We start from the raw sequence: 22181 nt of genomic DNA, 5'->3' as shown, positions 1-22181 counted from the left end.
TCAGCCCCGCCGCGCTGCCTCGATCGCAGCGACATCGATCTTCCCCATCTTCATCATCGCCTCGAATGCGCGCTTGGCCGCCGCGCGATCCGAGCCGGTGAAGGCTTCGGTGAGGACACGCGGCGTGATCTGCCACGATATGCCCCACTTGTCCTTGCACCAGCCGCAGGCGCTTTCCTTGCCACCGTTGCCGACGATCGCATTCCACAGGCGATCGGTTTCGGCCTGGTCGTCGGTCGCGATCTGGAACGAGAATGCCTCGCTGTGGTTGATTCCCGGGCCGCCGTTGAGGCCGAGACAGGGAATGCCGGCGACGGTGAACTCGACCGTCAGCACATCGCCCTGCTTGCCCGCGGGATAGTCGCCCGGTGCGCGATGAATGGCACCGACCGCGCTGTCCGGAAACGTCTTCGCGTAGAACTGTGCGGCTTCCAGGGCAGTGCCGTCGTACCAGATGCAAATCGTGTTCTTGGGGATCATGTTCGTTCTCCTGCTTGTGATGGGTATGTGCAATCGGTCGGTTCGAGCCCTGCCTCATCGGCCTTGCATCGAAACGACGAGCGGTGTTTGCGGAAATCGACATCTGCGGAATTTTTTCGACGATCGAGGTGCGATGCGCGCTTCCATACGGGAATCGCGACCGCGCTGATGATTGAAAGATTGCGACCCGCTACGGCTGCTTCGGCAACATCCCGATCCTCTGCAGCCACGTTTCGGCCAGCGCCGGCCATTGCGTGATCGGCTGCTCGGTACGGCGCAGGCCGAACGCGTGGCCGCCGTGCGCGTAGACATGCATCTCCACCGGCACCTTGGCTTTCACCAGGGCGAGATAGTAGGTGGCCGATTCGTGGATGTTGTCGAAGGGATCGTCCTGCGCCTGCACGATGAAGGTCGGCGGCGCGTCTTTGCTAACGCGCAGGCCGTTTGCCGGTGTCTCGTAATGGTTATCCTCATAGTCCCAGATGTGACCGGGATAGAGCACCACGGCGAAATCCGGGCGGCTGCTCTGCTTGTCGGCGGCATCGACGGGAGCATAGCTGCGCTTGGCCTCGTTGCTGACCCAGGCGACGAGATGGCCGCCGGCGGAAAATCCGAGCACGCCGATCTTGTGCGGATCGATGCCCCATTTGCCGCCGCGCTCGCGCAGCAGGCCGATCGTGCGTTGCGCATCCTGCAGCGCCATCGGCACATGCGGCATCTTCAGGCCGTAAGGGCCGCCGCCGGGCACGCGATACTTGAGCACAATGCAGGTGACGCCCTTCGCCGTGATCCAGTCGCAGACTTCGGTACCTTCGAAGTCGATCGCGAGCATTTGATAGCCGCCGCCCGGAAACACCACGACCGCCGCACCGGTGTTGTTTCCCTTGGCGGGGAATACCGACAGCGTCGGTTGTGAGACGTTGTACACCCCGGTCACCGGCTTGCCGGCAAACTTGGGGTCGGGGCTCGTCTTGGTCAGCGCATATTCCGGCCCCGGTACGGGTTGCGCATTTGGCGGCGTGCGCGGCCACAGCGGGATTTGTTCGATATCCGCGGGCGGTGACCACTCGTTTGCCCAGCCTGTTTGCGCCAGCAGCATCGCCAGCGCGGCGGCCCGGCAGAAAAACCCCTCAATTCGTTTCAAGCAGTCTTCTCCCGTTTCGAACCGCTGTCGCCGGCCATCCTGCCTCATCTTCTTGCGCGGTTCGGCCCGGGCCAGGCGCGGGCGAGGGAAATTTTCTGACAACGATCGCACGCGCCGGCTCTTGCATCGTCCCATGTCTGCCCGCATAAACTGGCGTCCTGCGCGACAACCAGCCGCTTTCCGACCCCAACGATTCGACACCGCAAGTCATGACGACGACCGACAATTCCCTGCACCGCTTCCAACTCGAACGCGCCGGTGTGCGCGGCGCCATCGTGCGCCTCGACGAGGCCTGGCAACGCATCCGCGCCAACGGCGATTACAGCCGCCCGCTCGCCGAACTGCTCGGCCAGACCGTGGCCGCGAGCGCGCTGTTCACGAGCCCGATCAAGTTCGAAGGACGGCTTTCCATCCATCTGCGCGAAAGCGGCGCGCTGCGCTTGCTGTTCGCCGACTGTACGCACGACGGCCAGCTGCGCGGCATCGCGCGCTGGGACGGCGAGCAACCGCAATCGCGCGTGTCGCTCGAAACCGATGCGCGCCTCGCGATCACGATCGAGAACTCGGTGACCGATACGCGCTACCAGGGGCTGGTACCGGTCGAGCATGGCGATCTCGCCGCTGCCTTCGAGGGGTATTTTCAGCGCTCGGAACAGTTGCCGACGCGACTTGTCCTTGCCGCCAACGCAGAGCGCTGCGCCGGCTTGATGCTGCAACAGGTCGCCACGACCGGTGGAAATGCTGCCGTCGCCGATGCGGACGGTTGGAACCGCGCCGAACACCTGCTCGCTACTCTGGGGCAGGACGAACTGCTTGACCTGCCGCCGCAAGAGGTATTGCGGCGCCTGTTCCACGAGGAAGAGGTGCGCCTGCAACCCGCGCAGGCGCTCGCGTTCGGCTGCACCTGCTCGCGCGAGCGCGTCGGCACAATGCTGCGCACGCTCGGCCGCGCGGAAAACGATGCCGTGCTCGCCGAGCAAGGCTCGGTGCAGGTCACCTGCGAGTTCTGCAATCGCCACTACGTGTTCGACGAGGCCGAGATCAACGAACTGTTCGCCGACGAACCGCCGGTCGATGCGGTACCGACGCGGCATTGAATCGAAGCTACGGGCGCCAGTTCGCGTTGCACTCCCAGAACTCCACGCTGCGCCGATACGCCTCGCGATCGAGCGACACGCCCGAACCGCCTTCTTCGACGCCGAGCGCATTGCGCATCATCGTGATCGGCGCCATCGGAATTTCCTCGGGTTCCATCGTGTACAGGCAGCCGACGACGCCCCAGTCGGCGTCGATCGGCGAGCCCTCCTTGGCCAGTTGCTCGCGGCCGTAGAGGATGACGACGAGCCAGTTCGCGACCGGCGCTTCGACGCCTTCGAACCAGCGCACGAGTACCGCCAATTCGTCCTTCGTGCGCGCCTCGTAACCCGAGCGCAGCAGATGACGATTGTCGTCGCCGATCGGCACGGTCAGGCAGCGCGTTGACGTCCAGTTGCGATGCACATGCAGTTTGCAGAACGGTGCGTAACCGTCGAGCACTTTGAGCGGCGCGTGCTCGTTGAGATGGCGCTCGAACTCTTCTGGCGTGCAGTCCTGGATCGTGTTGCGGCGACGCTCCTTCGGGAACAGGCGCGCGCGTGCAAATGGCGTGAGAAAGATCGACATACCGCGCGGCTCAGATCGGCGCGCCGGGCGGAATCGCCGGCAACGGCCGCAGCTTCACCGATTTCGGATCGGCGAGATACTTGCGGATCGTCTCGGCGGCCGACGCACGGTTCGCGGCAACTGCCTCGCTGCCGCCCTGCTTTGAAAGCCACGCCTGCCATTGCTGCAGCGCTGCGCGCACGTCGGCATCGACCTGCGCATGCAGCTTGCCGTCGTCGAGTGCGTGCAGCAGCGTGTCGAGCACGACCCAATTCGCCGCGGTCTGCACGGCCACGGCAGCCGGCGCGGAGCCGTCGTGCGTGGTCTGCTGCCACGTGCCGCGGAACACCGCATCGAGCACGTCGCCGACGCCAGGCTGCTTCGCATCGCGCGCATGCTGCCAGGCGAGACGGTTGAGGCGTTCGGGCGCAAACAGGAACAGCGTCGTCTGCGCAGCAGCCGCTTCGACTGCACCGAGCGGATCGAATGTCGGCCCCGTCTTCGTCGCGAAGTATTCGCGATTGCGTGCGTAGTCCGCGCCCGGCGGCGTGACGAGGTCGAGCACGTTCGCCGGCAGCGCGAGATCGTCCGCACCGAGCGTCGCGACGAGGCGCGTGAGCGCATCGCGCTGGGTCTGCGCCGGCACGGGGGTGGAGCCTGCCTGGCGATCGGTCGCTTGCGAATAGGTGTAGCTGACACCACCGAGCAGGCGCGCGACCGCTTCGGCCTGGTAGCGATGCAACAGATACACCGGCACAAGCCGCGCTTCGAGTTCGCCGACCTGGCGATCGGGCGGCAACACGCCGAGCGAAAAATTCGCGAGCGCCTTTTGTCGCGCTGCCAGCAACGCATCGAACGTTTTCAATGTGTCAGGGCCGGAATCCCACAACAAACCGTCGGGCTCCGCATCGCCCGGGCTGCGCGCGTCCTGGTCGCTGATGTAGTGGAAGCCGGCTTTGGCAATATCCGCACGCAGCTTCGCCAGCGACGATTCTTCGGCGCCCGGCGCGAACTGCGCGTAAGCGTGGGCGATGATGAAGTCGTCCCACGCGCCTAGGCCGATGCCGTAGGCGTGGTCGAGCGAAATTTTTCCGTCGGCGCCGAGCGCGAGCAGCGGATGCGGATAATCCATCACCGAACCGTTGCCGAGCCGGCTCGCGGCGAAGTTATGGGCGAAGCCGAGCGCGTGCCCGACCTCGTGCGCCGCGAGTTGGCGCAGGCGCGCAAGCGCCATCTGCTCGGCTTCGTTCTTCAATTCGCCCGCGTTGGCTTTGTCGTACGGCGCAAGCAGGCTTTCGGCGATGAGGATGTCCTGGCGCACGCGCTGCGAGCCGAGCGTGACGTTGCCGCGAATGATCTCACCCGTACGCGGATCGACGATCGGCTGGCCGTACGACCAGCCGCGCGTGTAACGATGCGCCCAGGTGATGAGGTTGTAGCGCACGTCCATCGGATCGGCGCCTTCGGGCAGCAGTTCGACGCGGTAGGCGTCCTTGAAGCCGGCCTTTTCGAACGCCGTCTTCCACCAGTTCGCGCCTTCGAGCAGCGCCGAGCGCACCGGCTCGGGCGTGCCGCGGTCAAGATAGAACACGATCGGCTTTTTCACGTGGCCGGCGGCGTCGACCTTGTCGAGACGGAAGCGCGGCTGCACGCGACGGTCGATGCTCGAAGCAAGCGGCTGGGCGAAGTCGTACCAGCCGACGCTCAATCCGCCCGAGGCCGGGTGATAGGCACGCAGCGCATAACCGGGCGTAGGCAAGCGCACGAAACTCAGGTGCTGGCGCACGCTGACGCTCTGTGGGTCCATCGCCACGTCCTTGACGAACGCGCCCTCGCCGGGACCGCGGAACGTGAGCATCGCTTCGAGTTCGGTGTTGTCCGGAAAACTTTTCGCATCGGCGAGCGACACCGCACTGCGCTTGTCGTCGATCTCGTACTTGCCCTGCTTGGTCTCGTTCAGCCGCTGCGCGATGCCGTGGCGATCAGAAGTCAGCAAAGCACTCACATCGACAAGCGCCTCACCATTCCCGCCCTTGCGCTCAGAGACAATTTCTCCCGCCCACAACACCGACTCGGCGAATGCCTGGCGCACGCTGAGCGCCTCGTCCGCGTTGTTCGAGACGGCGCGAAACTTCGTGTTGTCCTCGACCAGCAGTACGCGCGCGCCGACGCGGCGGAACTCGACCAGATGCGACTCGCTGCTCTGCCCGCGATCGAGACCGACATCGTTCGAGCCGAGTGCCCACGGCAGCGAGCTCATCATCAGGAACGGCTGGCCGAATTCGCGTACGCCGAGCAGGATGCGGCCTTTCGCTTCGTCGCGATAGATTTCAAAGAAACCGGTCGTGTGCCGCAAACCTTGCGTCGCGCTTACGAAATCCGTTGCTGCTTTGCTTTCCGACGGCTGAGGCGCCGCGTTCACCACGGCAACGATCAGCAACCCCAGCATCGCAACCATCACTCTCCCGCTACACCCCACGATCTGCTCCCGCAATGAAAGGATGTGGATGATTCTGCCCGACCCATAGGCCGCTGCCTATGGGCCGAAAATCATGCATCCTGCTGCGATTGAGAAAAGGGAACGCCCTCCGGAATCGCCCTCAAGCAAGTGGTCGGCGAAGAGTCAGCGATGGTTTGGACCAATCTCGCGGTCGAGAAATCCAAGCAGGCGCTCGAACAATTCGGTGACGTGCTCCTCGGCATAAAAGCCATGGCCTTCGGTGCGGTCGTACAACCATTCCGGTTCCGCGCCTTTTGCCTTGAGCGCGTCGCGCATGGCCTTTCCATGTTCCTCGGGGACGCGTCCGTCGTTGCCTCCAACAACGAGCATCACCTTGGCCTTGATCTTGTCCGCCTGCGCGACCGGCGAACGTACACGCAATTCTTCTTCGTTTTCGCCAAGAGCCCACTTGAGATAATTCTTGCCGAATCGGCTCTCGGGGATATCACCACGCTTGAACATCATCGGCAAATCGTAGACACCGACATAGCCGATCGCACAGCGATAGAGGTCGGGCTCCTTGGCCACTCCCTCGAGCGCAGCATAGCCGCCGTAGCTCGCGCCGAAGATGCATACACGCTGCGGATCGGCAATTCCCTGCGCGATCGCCCAGCGCGTCGCGTCGGCGACGTCATCCTGCATCTTGCCACCCCATTCACGCGCACCGGCGTTTTGAAATTCCTCGCCGTAGCCGCCCGACCCGCGAAAATTGACTTGCAGCACTGCGTATCCGCGCGAAGCGAGTGCCTGGCCGTAGGGATCGTAACTCCAGCGGTCACGGATTCCGTAGGGGCCGCCGTGGACATACACAACCAGCGGCAACCTGCCCGGCGCTGTGCGCTGTGGTCTCGTCAGATAGCCGTGCAAGCTCGTGCCGTCCCGCGCAGCGAACTCGACCGGCTCCATCGGCGAAAGTGTTTCACGCTTAAGCCAGGGATATTTAGCGACGAGAAAGCGCAGCTTGTGTGCCGCCACGTCGTAAAGGTAATACTCGCCTGGATTCGTGTCGCTATCGACGAACACCACGGCGTGGCTGCCGTCGTCCGTGTGGCTGCCGATACTCACATGCTGTCCAGTAAACGCCTGCGCAAGATTGCGCATCATCTCCGACTCTCGTGCTGATTTGTCGACCAGGATCAGCGCGGGCCGTCCCGGCATCGAGGCGATCGCATAAGCATCACGCCCATCGAAGGTGTCGAGCAGTTCGTCCGCGTCAGCCTCGTTGCCGCTCCAGAGCACCTCCATCCTGCGATCAGCGACGTTCCACAAACAAACGCCGCCCTTCTTGTGCTCACCGGGGCAGGAGAAGTAGACCTTCTTATTGTCGCGCGTGAACCTTAGCGGCGTGTCGATACGATGCGTCACGCCCTCGTCGAACAGGAGTTCCCATTCTGCCGACGCACTCGCGCGATAGTAGACCTTGGCCTTGAGATCGTCCCCCGTCGCATGGGCAAAGCGCACCGTACCATCGTTGTCGGCAACGAAACTTGCATTGCAGATCGGAGCCGTAGCAAGCGTTTCCATGCTCCCGTCCACCGCAAGCGACCGCGCGGTCGGATAGGGCCCGTGATCGCACTTGCCCCAAGGCCTTACATTGACAAGCAGCTTTTCGTTCCCGCCCAGGCGACCTTCGACTACCGCAAAGCCCTGCATACCGGCCGAACGGCGCCAACTGTACAGCACCGTCTTGTTGCCACCATCGGCATTTACCGCGAGTAACTCGCCATTGGCAACCATGCCGTCGACATCGTAGAGTTTCGCGGACATGTTGTAGACGATACGGTGGGATCCGAGCCACCAGAAGTCCTGCACTTCGTCGCGCTCGATCGGGCGCAGATTCACTCCACTCATATCGGCAAGGCGCAACAAGGAAAGTATTGTCTTGTCCTTGACCACACCCGTTACCGCCAGATATTGCCCGTCCGGCGAAATCTTTACGTCGCGAAACTGCTCATGCTTGGCCAAATCCCTCAAGGCCGGCACCTGCGCCTGTGCCGGAACCGTGAACACCATGAGCAACAGCGCCATTGGCAATCCAGCGATCCCCGTCCCCTTGTTGTACGACATTGTTCAGCCTGCCCCCCGAAAGCCAATTACATTTGTCCGTTTGACAAACCCCATTGTTCGATCGGCAGATCTCCGGACAAGCAGCCCAGTCGCATCAGCCGAGAATCGAAGTAAACCCGATCGAGAACGCGACAGCAAGACCATGCACAAGGCCTGCGCATGCGGGAATTTCCTAGCGTCCAACGACATATCGCGTGGTAAATTCCAACTTCTGCCGTTCTGATCGAGGCAGCGCGTCATCAGCAACAAAACGATGTACGCGGTTTTTTTAGAACTGGCGTCGCTTCACCCCGCATCGAATTCCACGAACAAAAACGGCAGGGATCGCTCCCTGCCGTGGCTGTGACGTTAGATCCGCTTCAATGCGCGGTCGGCGCAGGTATGTTGACCTTGTCGATGCCGTGGATCACGCCGTTGCTCGACGCGACGTCGGCGACGACGACCTGGGCCCCGTCAATACTGACCTTGCCGTCGCTCTGCGTGATCGGTGCCGATTGACCCTGGACCATTCTTGCCGCGTTCCACTTGCCGATGTCTGCGGAACTCTTCTGGCCTTTGAGCACGTGGTAGTTGACCACGCCCACGAGTTCTTCCTTGTTTTCCGGCTTGAACAGATGCTCGAGCTTGCCGGGCGGCAGTTTCTCGAACGCCGCGTCGGTGGGCGCGAAAACGGTGAAGGGACCGGGCCCGCGCAGCGTGTCGCTGAGCGCGGCTTTCTCGACGGCCTGGCCGAAGGTCTTGAAGGAGCCGTTTGCCGCGGCGGTGTCGACGAGGTTCTGGGTGGAAGGAGTGTTGGATTGGTTGTTCATGATGATGACCTCTTGGAGAGACAGGCGCTGATGCCCAATCTCGGGACGGCCGAAGCCGATACTCCCTCGGTGAAGGAGTGCGAGGCTCAGAAGCGATTGGTGATGGAAGCGCAGCGCGGCTGAGTGGCCGTTACGACCTTGCGTCGTAGTGCATCGCAGAGTATGCGCTTGCTGTTGTTAGTTTGGCGTGACGCACGCGAACCTGCGCGGTGTTTTCCGAAGCGCATACCTTTTTCTTTGTATACAATTTCACAGTATTCAGACGCGAATGCAGCGGGAGAAATCGCGTCGGCGTGCACAGCAGAACCGAATCGATCAACCGGCGCGCACATACTCCCGCGCGAATTTCACAATCGCAGCCCGGCTCGGTTCTTTCGGTCGGAATTTCATGGAAACCAACTTGTTCACACGCGGTCTAGTATATTGACCACATCCATCGCTACGCGCCGGCACGGCGCAGTGGAATTCGACCCATGATTGCAGAACAGCCAACGGCGGCCGCCGAAGTCGACTTCGGGGGCAAGCCGGCATGGCAGCGCGCCGTCGCGCGGTACCAGCAGCCGTCGACGCCGCGGGCACTATGGCAGGTGGCGAACACGTTCGTCCCGTACGCGATGCTATGGGGCTTGATGTATCTCAGTCTGGGTGTGTCATGGTGGTTGACGATACTGCTGGCCATGCTCGCCGGCGCCTTTCTCGTGCGCATCTTCATCATCTTCCACGATTGCGGACACGGCTCGTTCTTTGGATCGAGGCGCGCCAACGACGTGCTTGGCATCATTGCCGGCGTGCTGACGTTCACGCCGTACTACCAATGGCGCTGGGAGCACGCGATCCATCACGGCACCGCGGGACATCTGGACAAGCGCGGCAAGGGTGACGTGTGGACGATGACGGTGCAGGAGTACCTGGAATCGTCGAAGCGCAAGCGGTTCGCTTATCGGCTCGTGCGCAACCCGTTCGTTCTGCTTCTCGTTGCGCCTTTGGTCCTGTTCCTCGTCATCCAGCGCATACCCTCGACCGAGGGGCGCCGCGAACGCCATTCGGTCTGGTGGATCAACCTCGCGGTGGCCTGCTTCGTCGTCGCGATGAGCTGGATCTTCGGCATCGGGGCGTATCTTCTGATCCAGTTGACTGTGACCATGGTGGCCGGCGCCGGAGGCGTCTGGATGTTCTACGTCCAGCACCAGTTCGAGGACGCGTATTGGGAGCGCGGCGACCAATGGAACTACACCGCCGCCGCCCTGCGCGGCAGCTCGTTCTACAAATTGCCCGCGATCGCGCAATGGTTCTCGGGCAACATCGGCTTTCATCACATCCACCATCTGAGCCCGCGGATTCCGAACTACTATCTCCAGACCTGTCACGACGCCGATCCGCTGTTCAGGCAGGTCAAGCCGATCACGTTCGTCGCAAGCTTGCGCACGCTGACGCTGCGGCTGTGGGACGAGAAAACCAAGAAGCTGATCGGATTCGCCCCGATCCGGCAGCGCCGCAGGGAGCAGCGCGCCGCGTCGGAGCGGGCCGCACCCATGTCGTGATCGCTTCGTGGCTGTGCCGGTCGGAACCCCGTATTTGAAGCAAATATCGCTTCATCGCGACAAAGAGATATATACTTCCGGCCTGAGCAAACTTCGCCCCGCCACGATGACGCCGATCAGCTTCGAATTCTTCCCGCCGAAAACCGACGAACAACGGGCGACGCTCGAAGCGGCGCTGCCGAAACTCAAGGCGCTCAAGCCCGAATACGTGAGCTGCACATTCGGTGCGGGTGGCTCGACACTGAGCTATACGCCGGAAACCGTGCGCCATCTGCGCGAAGAACACGGTCTCGACGCGGCGCCGCACCTGTCCTGCGTCGGCGGCACGCGCGCGGAAATCGGCAAGCTGCTCGACAGCTACAAGGCGATGGGCTGCCGGCGCATCGTCGCCCTGCGCGGCGACCTGCCCTCGGGCATGGCGAGCTATGGCGAGTTCCACTACGCGAGCGACCTGGTCGAATACATCCGCCACGACCACGATGGTTTCTTCCACATTGAAGTCGCCGCGTACCCGGAGATGCACCCGCAGTCGGGCGACGCGCACAGCGACCTCGCCAACTTCAAACGCAAGGTCGATGCCGGCGCGAACGGCGCGATCACGCAGTACTTCTTCAATGCCGACGCGTATTTCCGCTTCGTCGACGATGCACGCAAGGCAGGCATCACGGTGCCGATCACGCCGGGAATCATGCCGATCACGCAGTACTCGCAGCTCAAGCGCTTTTCGGACATGTGCGGCGCCGAGATCCCGCGCTGGATCGCCAAGCGCCTAGAAGCGTTTCGCGACGACGCCGACTCGATCCGAGAATTCGGTGCCGATGTCGTCGCCCAGCTCTGCGAAAAACTGATCGCCGGCGGCGTTCCGGGGATACACTTCTACACTCTGAACCGGGCCAAGGCTACGCTCGCGATCTGCGAGCGCATCGGATTGAGATAACCAGCATGATCGATCGACTTTCCGCCGCCGATTTCGAAACCCTGCCGGAGCATCGCCTGGCCATGGTGCACGGCGACAAGCGCATCGACTTCGAAGTGGCCGGAGTGCGTGCGTTGCCGGCGCGCTCACAACGGGCCGCGCCGCCGTTTGCGCTGCTCCTGCGCGACAAGGGTGCGCGTGCCTCGTTGCCGCAGGGCACGTTCCGCTACGAGCATCCCGTGCATGGGCCGCTCGACCTGTTCACCGTGCCGGTCGGTCCGGACGGACAGGGCATGTGCTACGAAATCATTTTCAACTGACGTAATCGGCGTCCGTCACCTGTCCGGCGACGCGCGCGTTGCCGACGCCGTCACCGGCAACGGGCGACCCAGAAAATCGTAGACGCCGCGCGGCTCGATCAGGGCGAACCCGAGTCTGCGGTACAGATGTTGCGCAGGATTGTCGGGCTCGACATGCAAGGTCACGCTGCGGCCTTCCGCATCGGCCACGCCGAGCAGCGCGCGCATCAGGCGCGTACCGATGCCGGCATTGCGGCGTGCCTCGACCAGGGCAATGTCCATCACCCGGATCTCGTGCGCGAAGCGGCACAGGTAGAACCTGCCGATCGGCACGCCGGCGTGCTCGACGACGAGGAATTCCGCACCGGGATAGTGCTCGCGATAGTGGCTGCCCTGCAGAGCGAACTGCGCATCGGTGAACTCGCGCTTGCGCTGCTCGCTCCAGTCGATCGGCGCGAGTTCCGGCGCACGTACGCTCGCGTAGAGGCCGCGCAGGAAATCCAGGTCACCGTCATGCTCGGGATGCAGCCCGATGTCGGGGCATGCACGTTGCAGCGCGACAGCGAGCGACTCGCCGTTGGCCGTGCCGAACCCAACGGTCAAACGCTTTCCGCCACGCTGAAGACGAGGTGGTTCGGCACGATACCGAACACGCCCGCTAGGGGCCGCGCTAGCTCGCCGGTAAAAGTATACTTTCCGGGCAGCATGACATCGTCGGCGACCAGTGCATAGAGACCGGGACGCAGACGCGGCATGCGGAATTCGCCGACCTGAGCCGGCTCTCCTTCGGCCTGGGTCAGACTCACGCGAAAACCCGCGAACGCTCCGGCGACCGCATCGAAACCGACCGCCCGGCTGTTCGCCAGATGCGGAGCTGCGAAATACCGATACAGATCGTGAACCGGTTCGCCGGCGTCGCCGAACAGGTTCTGCACCAAGGCCGCGCTCGGGCCGAACACCGATGCAGGAACGAAACCATGTACGGTGATGCGCGCGAGCGCGGGGCCGTTCTCTCGTTCCGCGCTCTCCCACACCCGGCCGCGCCGTTGCGCGTCGGCCGCACTGCCATCGCTGCCCTGCAGACGCAACAGCGTGAATCGCAACGGGCCGTTCGCGGAAGTTTTCGCATGCGCGATGACCCCGGCCCCCAGACATGCACCCGCGCCGAGCGCGAGCAGAGGGGTTGTCAAAAAACGTCGTCGGTTAATCGGCATGAAAAAAACTTTCCCCTGTGGAAATTTCCGGCTTACGTGCGCGGAGGATATACGCCTTGCAGCGCGATACAGAAATTCAATGTCAGATACGGCTGCATATTGTTGTGCGGCTGGTCGCCGCCGGCCGGCGCGAGTGCGTTGCTGCTGAATTGCGACAGCGGCGGAGCCGGCGTGCCGGCCACGTACGGTGTGGCGCCGGTGACACGCGCAAGCGCATTGCCGCCCGGTGAGGGCTTGCTGGAGTTCACTGTCGAACTCATCAGGCTATGCGAATGCGACGGGATTTCGGACTCGAGCAGCGTCACTGTATCGGAGCCGCCGGTCTCGCCGAGATCGTGCAGCGACAGGCCAGGTCCCTGCCCGGGATGCATAGGCGCATTGCCTTGCATGTCCGGCAGAGCGAAATTCGACTTACCATCGCCGCCGTAGGTGGTGCCGAGTAGCGAGAACAGCGCGGTATTCTGCGACAGCGGCAGAATCTGGCCGTCGCAGAACGCCCAACCCTTGGGCGGGAAATTGAACGGGAAGATTCTGATTTCAGCAACGAATGGGTCCATGACGGTGCTCGCTCAGGTTTGTGAGGGGAAGATGCCGAACAGCGAGATGATGAAATCCACGCACAGATAGGGCTGAAAATTGTCGTGCGGCTGGCTGCCGCCGACGCTGCCCACGGCGAGCGGCGACATTGCTGCCGCCGGCGCCACGTTGATGTACGGATTGAACAGCGTCGCTTCCGCATACACGTTGCCCTGCACGTTCTGCTGCGTGGCGAGGGTGCTCGTCGCGAGTAGTGGATGTGTGTGCGCCGGGATTTGCGACACGGTCAGGGTGACCGTTTCGACGCCGCCGGTCTCAGCGAGCGTGAAGCCGTTGCCGAAATGCAAAGGCACGCGACCGCGCAAGTCGGGCAGCGCGAACGTCGACTGGCCGTCGCCGCCGTAGGTCGTACCGATCAGGTTGAACAGCGTCTCGTATTCCGAAATCGGAAGCAATTGTCCTTCACAGAACATCCACCCGGCCGGTGCGAAATTGCCGGCAAACATGCGGATCTCGCCAACGTAAGGCTGTGCCATGGTTCGTCTCCGTCAGGTCTGGCTCGGGAAGATGCCCTGCAGCGCGATGCTGAAATTCAGCACCAGGAATGGCTGCATGTTTAGATGCGCCTGGCTACCACCGACGTTGGCGATGCTGCCGGGCGCCATCGCGACCATATTGCTGTCGGGGGCCTGGTAGGCCTGTGACGCCGAGCTGCCACTTAGGTTGCCGGGCGCGATGGCCAGTGTTCCCGCGTTGCTGCTGCCATTTAGCACATGGGTGTGCGTCGGGATTTCGGAGATGCTGAGCGTATGCGCTTGTTCGCCACCGCGTTCTCCGAGCGTATGGCTGTTGCCCATATGGATCGGCACCCGGCCCTGCAAGTTGGGCAGGCCGAAATTGACGCGACCATCGCCACCGTAAGTCGTCCCCAACAGAGAGAACAACCCCTGGTTTTGATTGATGGGCAGCAACTGCCCGTCGCACAACGCCCAGCCTTTCGGCGGGAACCCGAAGCTCATGATGCGGATCTCGCTCAGAAACGGTTCGGCCATATCGCACCTCCATCAACGGTGAACGGTCGCCAGCGCCGCCGCACGGGCGACGCCGGTACATCACGGCATCCGAAACCACGGATACCACCTCAAACTTCGATTTCCCCTCGCTCTCGGTGGCAGTTTCTCGTTATGGGAAACTGCCGCACGTACCCGCTGGAACGATCGTCACCGTTCCCGAAGTGTTCTCGTCGATCACGCCCGGCGGCGTCGTGAGGTTCGTGATCGTATTGGTCGTTGTGATCTGGCTGGTCACGTTCGCCTGCGTGCCCTCGAGTTGCAGTGTGTTGGACGCGCTCGTGCGCCGCGCGAAATAGAACGCCGATTGGCCCGCACCCAACGCCCACGAGGACGGATCGTAGGCCGAATTGCCGCTGATCTGAGTGCACAGGTGATCGAACCCACCGACACCGTTGCTGTCGGAAAGCAGGAAGATCGACGGAAGCGGACACGGCGCGGTCGGCCCGCACACGGCTTGGTTGGTGCCCGTGGGCCGTGGGATCGTGTTGTTGACGATCTTGTACTTGACGTTGCCGTTCACCGTGTAGGCCTGTGCGCCGAGCTCGATGCCGCTCGCGTTCGGGACCTCGCGGATCTGGTTCGAATCGATCGTCACTGCGACGTTCACCGCGCCGTTCGCCACGCGGATACCGCTGCCGATCGCCGAACCCGAATCGAGAGTTCCTTGCGTGCCGATCGTGTTGTTCTTGATTAACGCGGTGAGCGATCCGGCCGTAGACCCAGTCGATTGGACCATGTTGATGACTTGTGTGTGCTGGTTCTGGAAATTGTTGTTCTGCACGGTGATGTTGTAGCTGGAAGACTGGCCCAGATCGAGATCGGTACCGGCATTGTTGTTGCTGATCGTATTGTTCTGAATATTCATGCTCTGAATATTCCCGGTATCGGCGTTGGCGATCTGCAGGCCGGTCGCCGAGTTGCTCGAGAACGTGTTGCCGAGCGCCGCGGTCGCACCGCCGATCGCGCCCGTCGTCATCACTGAGGTTCCACGCATCTGCATCAGCATGCCGTCACCACCCGGCGTGTTGCTCACCGTGTTGCCGGTCATCGTGAAGCTCGCCATGTTGACGCTGAAATTATCGACCGTGACACCCTGGTGTCGAGCGGCGTTGAAAGAGTTGTTGGTGAGCGTGACGTTGCCGCTTGCGTTCGAAAGCGTCAGGCCGTCGTCAGCGGCAACTGAGCCCGCGTTGTCGGAAATGTTGCAGCGGTTCAAAGTGAAGTTCGTCACACCGTTCGACGTTGATGAGTTTGCCGGCGAGAGCGTCCAGCCTACTGGGATCACCTTGATTCCGGTTAGCCCGGGGTTGGTGATGTTCATGTAACCGAGGCTGATTTTTGCCACGTTCGTCATGAGGATCGCGTCGCCAGTCGTGGCTTGGATCGTGCCGCCCGAGCCGTTCGACACCGCGCCGCCATCGCCCGTGACTGTCAGACCACCGGTCAAGCCCGTGCTGTTCAGTACGATGCCGTTGACCGCACCGTTGGCGCTGATGCTCTTGAAGATCAGGTTGCCGGCGGCAATCGCCGTATTGGCGACGTTGAGCGCCGTGCCCGTGGTGGTGGTCAGTGTGCTCGTAGCGTCGGTCGCGCTGATCGTGCCGCCGCCGGTCGCGGTGAACGCCGCGTTGGCGCCGGTGGCGAGCGTCAGCTTGCCGGTGAGCGCCGTGGTCGCGCCGGTATTGCTCAGCAACTGCACGCCGAGCGCGGTCGAGTTGATCGCGCCGTTCAGCGTGACCGTGCCGTTGGTGCGGTTCTGCAGGATCACCGGCGACTGACCGGCGCTGGCGGTGATCGTACCGTCGTAGTCGACCGTCAACGTGCCGCCCGAGCTCGCCACCCCCGAGCCCATCAGGAACGCGGTGCCGGTCGCACCGGTGAGCGCGCCGCCGATGCCGGCGTGCTGGAAGGTCGACGTGCCCGCGACGCTGATCAGTTTGATGTTGTTGGCGCCGCCGGTCGAGGTGATGCTTTCGATCGTCGCGGTCAACGTGCCGTTATTCAAGTTCAAGGCCTGACCGTTGCTGTTGATCGCGACGTTACTGTTGATCGTCAGCGTGCCGAAGTTGGTGCCGGCGAGCGCCGTAGTCGCGTTGCCGAGGTTCAGACCATGGATGAAGTTGCCGCTGCCGGTCGTGATCGTTGTGCCCGAGCTGGTCAGGTTCGGCGCCGCGCCGCCGGTCGACGGCAGTGATTGGCCAGGCTGCGGGAACACCGCACCGAGCGTCGAGAGCGTGCTCGACGCGCCTTGCCCGATCAGGCGCTGGCCGTTGAGCAGCGTGATCGTGCCGCTGTAGGCCGAACCGCCGGTGTAGATGAAGATCGGATCGTTCGCCCCGGGCTTGAGCGCTAGGCCGGTGTTGGCCGTCTGGAACGTCGACGTGTTGGTGAACGGATGGCTCTGGCGGCCGTCGCAGGTGGACGAGCAGGCACCCGCCGTGTTGTTGATGAACCAAACGCGTGCTGTGATCGCAAAGGTCACCGTGCCGGTCGCAGTGCGGCCGTTGCTGGACAGCGTGTAAGTGAACGTGTCGGTGCCGCTGTTCGCGCCGGTCGGCGGATCGTAGGTGAACTGACCGATGTTCGCACCGGAAGTGACCATGGTCACCGCGCCGCCGCCGGTCGAGGTCGCATCGAACGCACTGATCGTGGTGCCGGCGGGGAAGCTGTCGTTGTCGGTGACCGCGAACGCGGGCGCACCGTTGGCCGAATTGACCAGCACGTTGCCGAGCGCGTTGTAGGCGTCGTTGCTCGCCTTCGGATTGACGTGGTAGGTGGCTGTACCCGAGCCGCTGCAGCCGTACGCGTCGGTCGCAGTGACGCTCGCGGTGAACGTGCCGGTGTTGGTCGGGGTGCCGGTGACCTGGCCGTTCCCCGCGCCGATCGACTCGCCCGGCGCCAAGCCGCTCGCGGTCCAGGTGATCGTCCCGTGGCCGCCACTCTGTGAGAACGTCGCCGCGCTCATCGCCGTGTTGTAGGTCTGGTCGGCGATCGTACCGCTGACGGTGATCGTTGGGCAGACGACGTTGAGCGTAAAGCCCTGCGTCGCGTTCGGCGCGATGCCATTATTCGCAGTGATCGTCAGCGCATACGGCGAGCCGTTCTGCGAAAGCGCCCCAGGCGTACCGGAGAGGGTCGCGGTGCCGTTATTGTTGTTGACGAAATTGACGCCCGCAGGCAGCGCGCCGATCTCGCTGATCAACATCGAGGCGCCGGTAGGGAAGCCGGTGGTCGTGACCGAGAACGTACCCGCCACGCCCGGTATGAAGGTGGTCGAGTTTGCGCTCGTGATCTGCGGTGGCACCTGGACCTGGATCGGGCCCGATGTTCCGGTAATCGAAGCGGTAACCGTATCGGTCGCCGTGAGCGTCTGGTTGCCGCCCGTCTTCAGCGTGGCCGAGAACGTACCTACGCCATTGGTCAAGGTCGAGTTCGCCGGCAGCACCGCTTGCGCGTCCGTGCTCGTGAAGTGCACCGTGCCGCTATAGGCCGTGGCTGTGTTGTTGAACTGGTCCAAAGCCGTCACGGTGAAGCTGAAAGCCGTGTTCGCGGTCGTCGACGCAGGCGCGCTGACTGTGAAGTGCGTTGCTGCAGCGGCATTGACTGTGACGGTGCCCGATGTACCGGTGATCGATGCGGTCACCGTATCTGTCGCAGTGAGCGTCTGGCTGCCCACCGTCTTCAACGTCGCCGAGAATGTGCCCGTACCGTTGGTCAAGGTCGAGTCCGCCGGCAGTACCGCTTGTGCATCCGTGCTCGTGAAGTGCACCGTGCCGGCATAGCCCGTGGCGGTATTATTGAATTGGTCCAAAGCCGTCACGGTGAAGCTGAAGGCCGTGCCCGCGGTCGCCGTCGCAGGGGCACTAACGGTGTAATGCGTCGCTGCTCCGGCATTCACGGTAATGGCGCCCGATGTACCGGTGATCGATGCCGTTACCGTATCCGTCGCCGTGAGTGTCTGGCTGCCCACCGTCTTCAACGTGGCCGAGAACGTGCCCGTACCGTTGGTCAAGGTCGAGTCCGCCGGCAGCACTGCCTGCCCATCGGTGCTCGTGAAGTGCGCCGTTCCGGCATAACCGGTATCCGTGTTGTTGAATGGATCCAGCGCTGTCACGGTGAAATTGAACGCCGTGCCCGCCGTAGCCGACGCAGGGGCGCTGATCGAGTAATGCGTCGCTGCGGTAGCACCGACCGTGATCGTGTTCGATGTGCCGGTAATCGCCGCGGTCACCGTATCCGTCGCCGTGAGCGTCTGGCCACCCGCCGTCTTCAACGTGGCCGAGAACGTGCCTACGCCATTGGTCAAGGTCGAGTTCGCCGGCAGCACTGCCTGCCCATCGGGGCTCGTAAAGTGTACCGTCCCCGCATAGCCCGTGGCCGTGTTGTTGAACGGATCCAGCGCCGTCACGGTGAAATTGAACGCCGTGCCTGCGATCGCCGAGGCAGGGGCACTGACCGAGTAGTGCGTCGCGGCAGCGGCGCTCACTGTGACCGCGCCTGACGTACCCGTGATCGATGCGGTTACCGTATCCGTCGCCGTGAGCGTCTGGCTGCCCACCGTCTTCAACGTGGCCGAGAATGTGCCTACGCCATTGGTCAAGGTCGAGTTAGCCGGCAGCATCGCTTGTGCATCCGTGCTCGTAAAATGCGCCGTGCCGCTATAGCCCGTGGCGGTATTATTGAATTGGTCCAAAGCCGTCACGGTGAAATTGAACGCCGTACCCGCCGTCGCCGTCGCAGGGGCACTGACGGTGTAGTGCGTCGCTGCACCGGCATTCACGGTAATGGTGCTCGATGTACCGGTGATCGATGCCGTCACCGTATCCGTCGCCGTGAGCGTCTGGCTGCCCACCGTCTTCAACGTGGCCGAGAACGTGCCCGTACCGTTGGTCAAAGTCGAGTCCGCCGGCAGTACCGCTTGCCCGTCGGTGCTCGTGAAGTGCGCCGTTCCGGCATAGCCCGTAGCCGTGTTGTTGAACTGGTCCTGCGCGGTCACGGTGAAATTGAACGCAATACCTGGCGCCGCCGATGCAGGGGCGCTGACGGTGTAGTGCGTCGCCGCAGTGGCACCGACCGCGATCGTGTTCGACGTGCCGGTAATCGATGCGGTCACCGTATCCGTCGCCGTGAGCGTCTGGCTGCCCGCCGTCTTCAACGTGGCCGAGAACGTGCCTACACCATTGGTCAAGGTCGAGTTAGCCGGCAACACCGCTTGTGCATCCGTGCTCGTGAAGTGCACCGTCCCGGCATAGCCCGTGGCCGTGTTGTTGAACGGATCCAGCGCCGTCACGGTGAAATTGAACGCCGTGCCCGCGATCGCCGAGGCAGCGGCACTGACCGAGTAGTGCGTCGCGGCAGCGGCACTCACTGTGACCGCGCCTGACGTACCGGTGATCGATGCCGTCACCGTATCCGTCGCCGTGAGCGTCTGGCTGCCCACTGTCTTCAACGTGGCCGAGAACGTGCCTACGCCGCTGCTCAAGGTCGAGTCCGCCGGCAGCACTGCCTGCCCATCGGTGCTCGTGAAGTGCACTGTCCCGGCATAGCCCGTGGCCGTGTTGTTGAACTGGTCCAAAGCCGTCACGGTGAAATTGAACGCCGTGCCCGCGGTCGCCGTCGCGGGTGCACTGACAACAAAGTGCGTTGCTCCTGCGGCGGTGTTGGTCAACGAGAACGTCGCCGGGGTCACCACACCACTCACGCTTGCGCTCACCGAATACGCGCCGGTGGTGTTGTTGGCGGTTGCGGTCACCTGGGTCTGGCCACTCGCGTTCGTCACCGCCGCCACACCGAGGTTCGCACTCGCGCCGCTCGCGGGCGCGGTGAAAGTGACTGTCGCGCCAGGCACGGGATTGCTCGAAGCATCCAACACCGTCACGACCAAAGGCGCGGCGAAAGCCGTGCCTACCGCCGCACTTTGCGGCGTACCACTGGCCACGACGATGCTGGCCGGCGGTCCGAAGTAGGCGAACTTGTCGGCGGGGCCTGTCGGGCTGGTTCCGCTCGGCGTCGTCACCGTGACGTCCACCGTGCCCGAACTGCCGGCCGGAGCCGTCGCCGTAATCTGCGTGGGCAGATTCACCGTGAACGTCGTCGCGGGCGTCGCACCGAATCTCACCGCCGTCGCGCCAGTGAAGTTCGCGCCGGTAATCGTCACCACGGTACCGCCCGCTGTCGGGCCGTTGGGCGGCGACACCGCCGTCACCGTCGGTCCCGCGGTGGCATTGACTACGAGGGCCTGCGTCGCATCCGGGCTTACGCCATTGCTCGCGGTTACGGTGCAGCTCGCCGTGCCGGGGGCAGTCGCCGTGCCGGAGATCGTCGCCGTTGCGCCGCTGGTGTAGGAGAAGCTCAGACCTGCCGGCAGCGTGCAGCCGGTCAGCGTGATCGAGGTGACCGTCGGCGTACCCGTGGTTGTAATCGTGTACGTGCCGTTTGTGCCGACCGAGAAGTTCGCCGGGCCGACACTGGTGATCGACGGTGGCTGATTGACTTGGATCGTCACCGTGGCGTCGGATGTCCCCTTCACGTTGCCAATGCGATACAGGAACGTATAGGTGCCGGCGGTTGCCGGCGCAGTCAGACTCAGACTGCCGTTGGCATTCAAGGTCAAGGTGCCGCCCGACGTACCGAGCGCAACGCTCGCGCCAGGCGCGTTCGTCGTCACCGACCCACCCAAGCTGCCGCCACCGAACGATTGCAGCGTTGCGTTCGGATTACCGAGATTGTCGTTGACGAGTACGCCTGGCGCGGAAACGTTGAGTGCGGTACCGACGACGGTCGTGTAGCTGTCTGGCTCTGCGGCCGGCCCGTTGAGAACGACGATATTGACGAGAGCGGTCGAACTGCCGCCGGCGTTGGTCAACGTATAGTTGAAACTGTCTTGCCCTGTGTAGCCCGTCGTCGGCGTGTATACAAAACTGCCATCGGCGTTGAATACCAACGTGCCGTGGGTGGGGTTGGTATGGCCGCTGATCGTGCCGCCGTTCAAGGTGTCGTTGGCCAGCACGCCCGGAGCAGAGACATTGAGCGGCGTGTTGATCGTGGCGTTGTAGGTGTCCGGGACGGCTACGGGCTTGGGCGGCGGCGTTGCGAGATCGCCGGTGACGTCGAAGCGGAAGAAGACGTTGTTATTGCTGAAAGCAGCGAAGAAATAACGCAGGTCGATCGCAGCTTCGCCACTGCTGGAGTCGCCGGCCAGATCCGTCGCGAGCGGCGCAACGCCGTTCCAGTTGAACAGGGCGGCACCGCCAGCGATGCCGCTGAACAGCACGAGGCCGAGCATCAACCGCTTGATCATGCGCCGGCGTGCCGAGCGCGAGCCGATCAGCAGCAGGGCCATCCCGAGCAGCAACACCGCAGGGATGCCGATCATTGGCGCGGGGACTGCGCCCTGCCCCGGCAACGCGTTCACCGCCAGCAGGATTGGCGCGCCGGCCGGCGCGCCTGTGGTGGTCAGGAGGACATCGCTGCCATCGGTGCTTTGTGCAACGACGTACAGTCGGATTGTCGTCGCGCCGGGCGCGATGCTCGCCAGCGCTCCGCTCAGTTCGATTGACGTGGTCCCGCCGTTACCCGCACCGACGCTGACCGCGGCGTTGCCGAATCCGACCGGCGCGCCGAAACTGCCGCCCGCACAGGTGCTGCGGGTTACCTGTGCGACCTGCGGCGGCGAGCCCGCGTTTATAGTCGCGGTCAGCACCGATTCCGCGCCGGCGATGTTGCCGCCCGGCAGGCTTACGCTGCAGCCGGTGGCCGCGCTGTTGTCAGCGTCGACGTAAATCGAATAGGTATAGGTCTGGGCGAATACGGAAGTCGCACCAAACAGTGCAAACAAGGCGACAAATCGCCGGATGATAGGCAGCACGTGATTCCCCCGAATCCATGGTGGCTGCCTTCAGCGGACCCGTGCCTGGCAGCAGAATGCTTGATAGTACTTCAGATTATACGAAAGAATTTG

General features: G+C 63.2%; 16 protein-coding genes. 4 read left to right on the top strand and 12 right to left on the bottom strand.

Annotated features, from left to right (window positions below):
* Together F455_RS0108270 and F455_RS0108265 are read right to left on the bottom strand one after the other, a co-directional pair.
* Positions 1 to 480 carry a VOC family protein gene (locus F455_RS0108270; RefSeq protein WP_018972816.1) on the bottom strand — a complete coding sequence of 160 codons (480 nt, stop codon included), beginning with the start codon at positions 478 to 480 and terminating at the stop codon, positions 1 to 3.
* A gap of 190 nt (positions 481 to 670) precedes the next feature.
* Complete coding sequence (locus F455_RS0108265) at positions 671 to 1579, bottom strand: alpha/beta hydrolase (protein WP_018972815.1); 909 nt, start codon at positions 1577 to 1579, stop codon at positions 671 to 673.
* Positions 1580 to 1833: 254 nt separating this feature from the next.
* Here F455_RS0108265 and hslO point away from each other — a divergent pair, with 254 nt between their 5' ends.
* A complete protein-coding gene (gene hslO, locus F455_RS0108260; protein WP_018972814.1) occupies positions 1834 to 2721 on the top strand; it encodes an Hsp33 family molecular chaperone HslO in 888 nt (295 codons plus the stop codon).
* Positions 2722 to 2728: 7 nt separating this feature from the next.
* Here the strand turns inward: hslO and F455_RS0108255 are convergent, their stop codons facing one another.
* From F455_RS0108255 to F455_RS0108240, 4 genes are all read right to left on the bottom strand, one after another.
* The gene (locus F455_RS0108255) at positions 2729 to 3286 is read right to left on the bottom strand and encodes a DUF3228 family protein (protein ID WP_018972813.1); all 558 of its coding nucleotides are present in this window, start codon (positions 3284 to 3286) and stop codon (positions 2729 to 2731) included.
* A 10-nt stretch (positions 3287 to 3296) separates the two neighbouring features.
* Positions 3297 to 5723, bottom strand: a complete 2427-nt coding sequence (locus tag F455_RS0108250; RefSeq protein WP_018972812.1) for a zinc-dependent metalloprotease — start codon at positions 5721 to 5723, stop codon at positions 3297 to 3299.
* Positions 5724 to 5888: 165 nt separating this feature from the next.
* Positions 5889 to 7793, bottom strand: a complete 1905-nt coding sequence (locus F455_RS0108245) for an alpha/beta hydrolase family protein (protein ID WP_018972811.1) — start codon at positions 7791 to 7793, stop codon at positions 5889 to 5891.
* A 398-nt stretch (positions 7794 to 8191) separates the two neighbouring features.
* Positions 8192 to 8641, bottom strand: coding sequence for a fasciclin domain-containing protein (locus F455_RS0108240; RefSeq protein ID WP_018972810.1), 450 nt, complete (start codon positions 8639 to 8641; stop codon positions 8192 to 8194).
* A gap of 473 nt (positions 8642 to 9114) precedes the next feature.
* Between F455_RS0108240 and F455_RS0108230 the strand changes: the two genes are divergently transcribed.
* From F455_RS0108230 to F455_RS20190, 3 genes are all read left to right on the top strand, one after another.
* Entirely contained in the window at positions 9115 to 10182 is a 1068-nt protein-coding gene (locus F455_RS0108230) for a fatty acid desaturase (protein WP_018972808.1), read from the top strand.
* 106 nt (positions 10183 to 10288) lie between these two features.
* Positions 10289 to 11119, top strand: a complete 831-nt coding sequence (gene metF / locus F455_RS0108225) for a methylenetetrahydrofolate reductase [NAD(P)H] (RefSeq protein WP_018972807.1) — start codon at positions 10289 to 10291, stop codon at positions 11117 to 11119.
* Between the two features lie 5 nt (positions 11120 to 11124).
* Positions 11125 to 11418, top strand: a complete 294-nt coding sequence (locus F455_RS20190; RefSeq protein ID WP_018972806.1) for a DUF6916 family protein — start codon at positions 11125 to 11127, stop codon at positions 11416 to 11418.
* Between the two features lie 15 nt (positions 11419 to 11433).
* Here F455_RS20190 and F455_RS23440 read toward each other — a convergent pair whose 3' ends face one another.
* The 6 genes from F455_RS23440 to F455_RS20180 all read right to left on the bottom strand — a co-directional run bounded on the left by F455_RS23440 (position 11434) and on the right by F455_RS20180 (position 22058).
* The gene (locus F455_RS23440) at positions 11434 to 12000 is read right to left on the bottom strand and encodes a GNAT family N-acetyltransferase (protein WP_018972805.1); all 567 of its coding nucleotides are present in this window, start codon (positions 11998 to 12000) and stop codon (positions 11434 to 11436) included.
* Positions 11997 to 12587 (bottom strand): hypothetical protein, encoded by a 591-nt coding sequence (locus F455_RS23435; protein ID WP_018972804.1) that lies wholly within the window; start codon positions 12585 to 12587, stop codon positions 11997 to 11999. Before F455_RS23435 ends, F455_RS23440 begins: the two co-directional genes overlap by 4 nt.
* A 56-nt stretch (positions 12588 to 12643) precedes the next feature.
* Positions 12644 to 13168, bottom strand: coding sequence for a phage tail protein (locus tag F455_RS0108205; RefSeq protein WP_018972803.1), 525 nt, complete (start codon positions 13166 to 13168; stop codon positions 12644 to 12646).
* Between the two features lie 12 nt (positions 13169 to 13180).
* On the bottom strand, positions 13181 to 13684 hold the full coding sequence (locus F455_RS0108200; RefSeq protein ID WP_018972802.1) for a phage tail protein: 504 nt from the start codon (positions 13682 to 13684) through the stop codon (positions 13181 to 13183).
* Between the two features lie 12 nt (positions 13685 to 13696).
* On the bottom strand, positions 13697 to 14200 hold the full coding sequence (locus F455_RS0108195; protein WP_018972801.1) for a phage tail protein: 504 nt from the start codon (positions 14198 to 14200) through the stop codon (positions 13697 to 13699).
* Between the two features lie 130 nt (positions 14201 to 14330).
* Positions 14331 to 22058, bottom strand: coding sequence for an Ig-like domain-containing protein (locus F455_RS20180; protein WP_033408949.1), 7728 nt, complete (start codon positions 22056 to 22058; stop codon positions 14331 to 14333).
* Positions 22059 to 22181 lie beyond the last annotated feature (123 nt).

This window comes from Rudaea cellulosilytica DSM 22992 (assembly GCF_000378125.1).
GTDB classification, from domain to species: Bacteria; Pseudomonadota; Gammaproteobacteria; order Xanthomonadales; family Rhodanobacteraceae; genus Rudaea; species Rudaea cellulosilytica.
Note: the sequence above shows the minus strand (reverse complement) of the source record. Positions and strands in the feature narration are given on the sequence as shown.

Excerpts from the sequence above, each read along its gene's own strand:
- F455_RS0108270 (WP_018972816.1), bottom strand. The coding sequence starts at position 480 with ATGATCCCCAAGAACACGATTTGCATCTGGTACGACGGCACTGCCCTG.
- F455_RS0108265 (WP_018972815.1), bottom strand. The coding sequence starts at position 1,579 with ATGCTGCTGGCGCAAACAGGCTGGGCAAACGAGTGGTCACCGCCCGCG.
- hslO (WP_018972814.1), top strand. The coding sequence starts at position 1,834 with ATGACGACGACCGACAATTCCCTGCACCGCTTCCAACTCGAACGCGCC.
- F455_RS0108255 (WP_018972813.1), bottom strand. The coding sequence starts at position 3,286 with ATGTCGATCTTTCTCACGCCATTTGCACGCGCGCGCCTGTTCCCGAAG.
- F455_RS0108250 (WP_018972812.1), bottom strand. The coding sequence starts at position 5,723 with ATGGTTGCGATGCTGGGGTTGCTGATCGTTGCCGTGGTGAACGCGGCG.
- F455_RS0108245 (WP_018972811.1), bottom strand. The coding sequence starts at position 7,793 with ATGGCGCTGTTGCTCATGGTGTTCACGGTTCCGGCACAGGCGCAGGTG.
- F455_RS0108240 (WP_018972810.1), bottom strand. The coding sequence starts at position 8,641 with ATGAACAACCAATCCAACACTCCTTCCACCCAGAACCTCGTCGACACC.
- F455_RS0108230 (WP_018972808.1), top strand. The coding sequence starts at position 9,115 with ATGATTGCAGAACAGCCAACGGCGGCCGCCGAAGTCGACTTCGGGGGC.
- metF (WP_018972807.1), top strand. The coding sequence starts at position 10,289 with ATGACGCCGATCAGCTTCGAATTCTTCCCGCCGAAAACCGACGAACAA.
- F455_RS20190 (WP_018972806.1), top strand. The coding sequence starts at position 11,125 with ATGATCGATCGACTTTCCGCCGCCGATTTCGAAACCCTGCCGGAGCAT.
- F455_RS0108205 (WP_018972803.1), bottom strand. The coding sequence starts at position 13,168 with ATGGACCCATTCGTTGCTGAAATCAGAATCTTCCCGTTCAATTTCCCG.
- F455_RS0108200 (WP_018972802.1), bottom strand. The coding sequence starts at position 13,684 with ATGGCACAGCCTTACGTTGGCGAGATCCGCATGTTTGCCGGCAATTTC.
- F455_RS0108195 (WP_018972801.1), bottom strand. The coding sequence starts at position 14,200 with ATGGCCGAACCGTTTCTGAGCGAGATCCGCATCATGAGCTTCGGGTTC.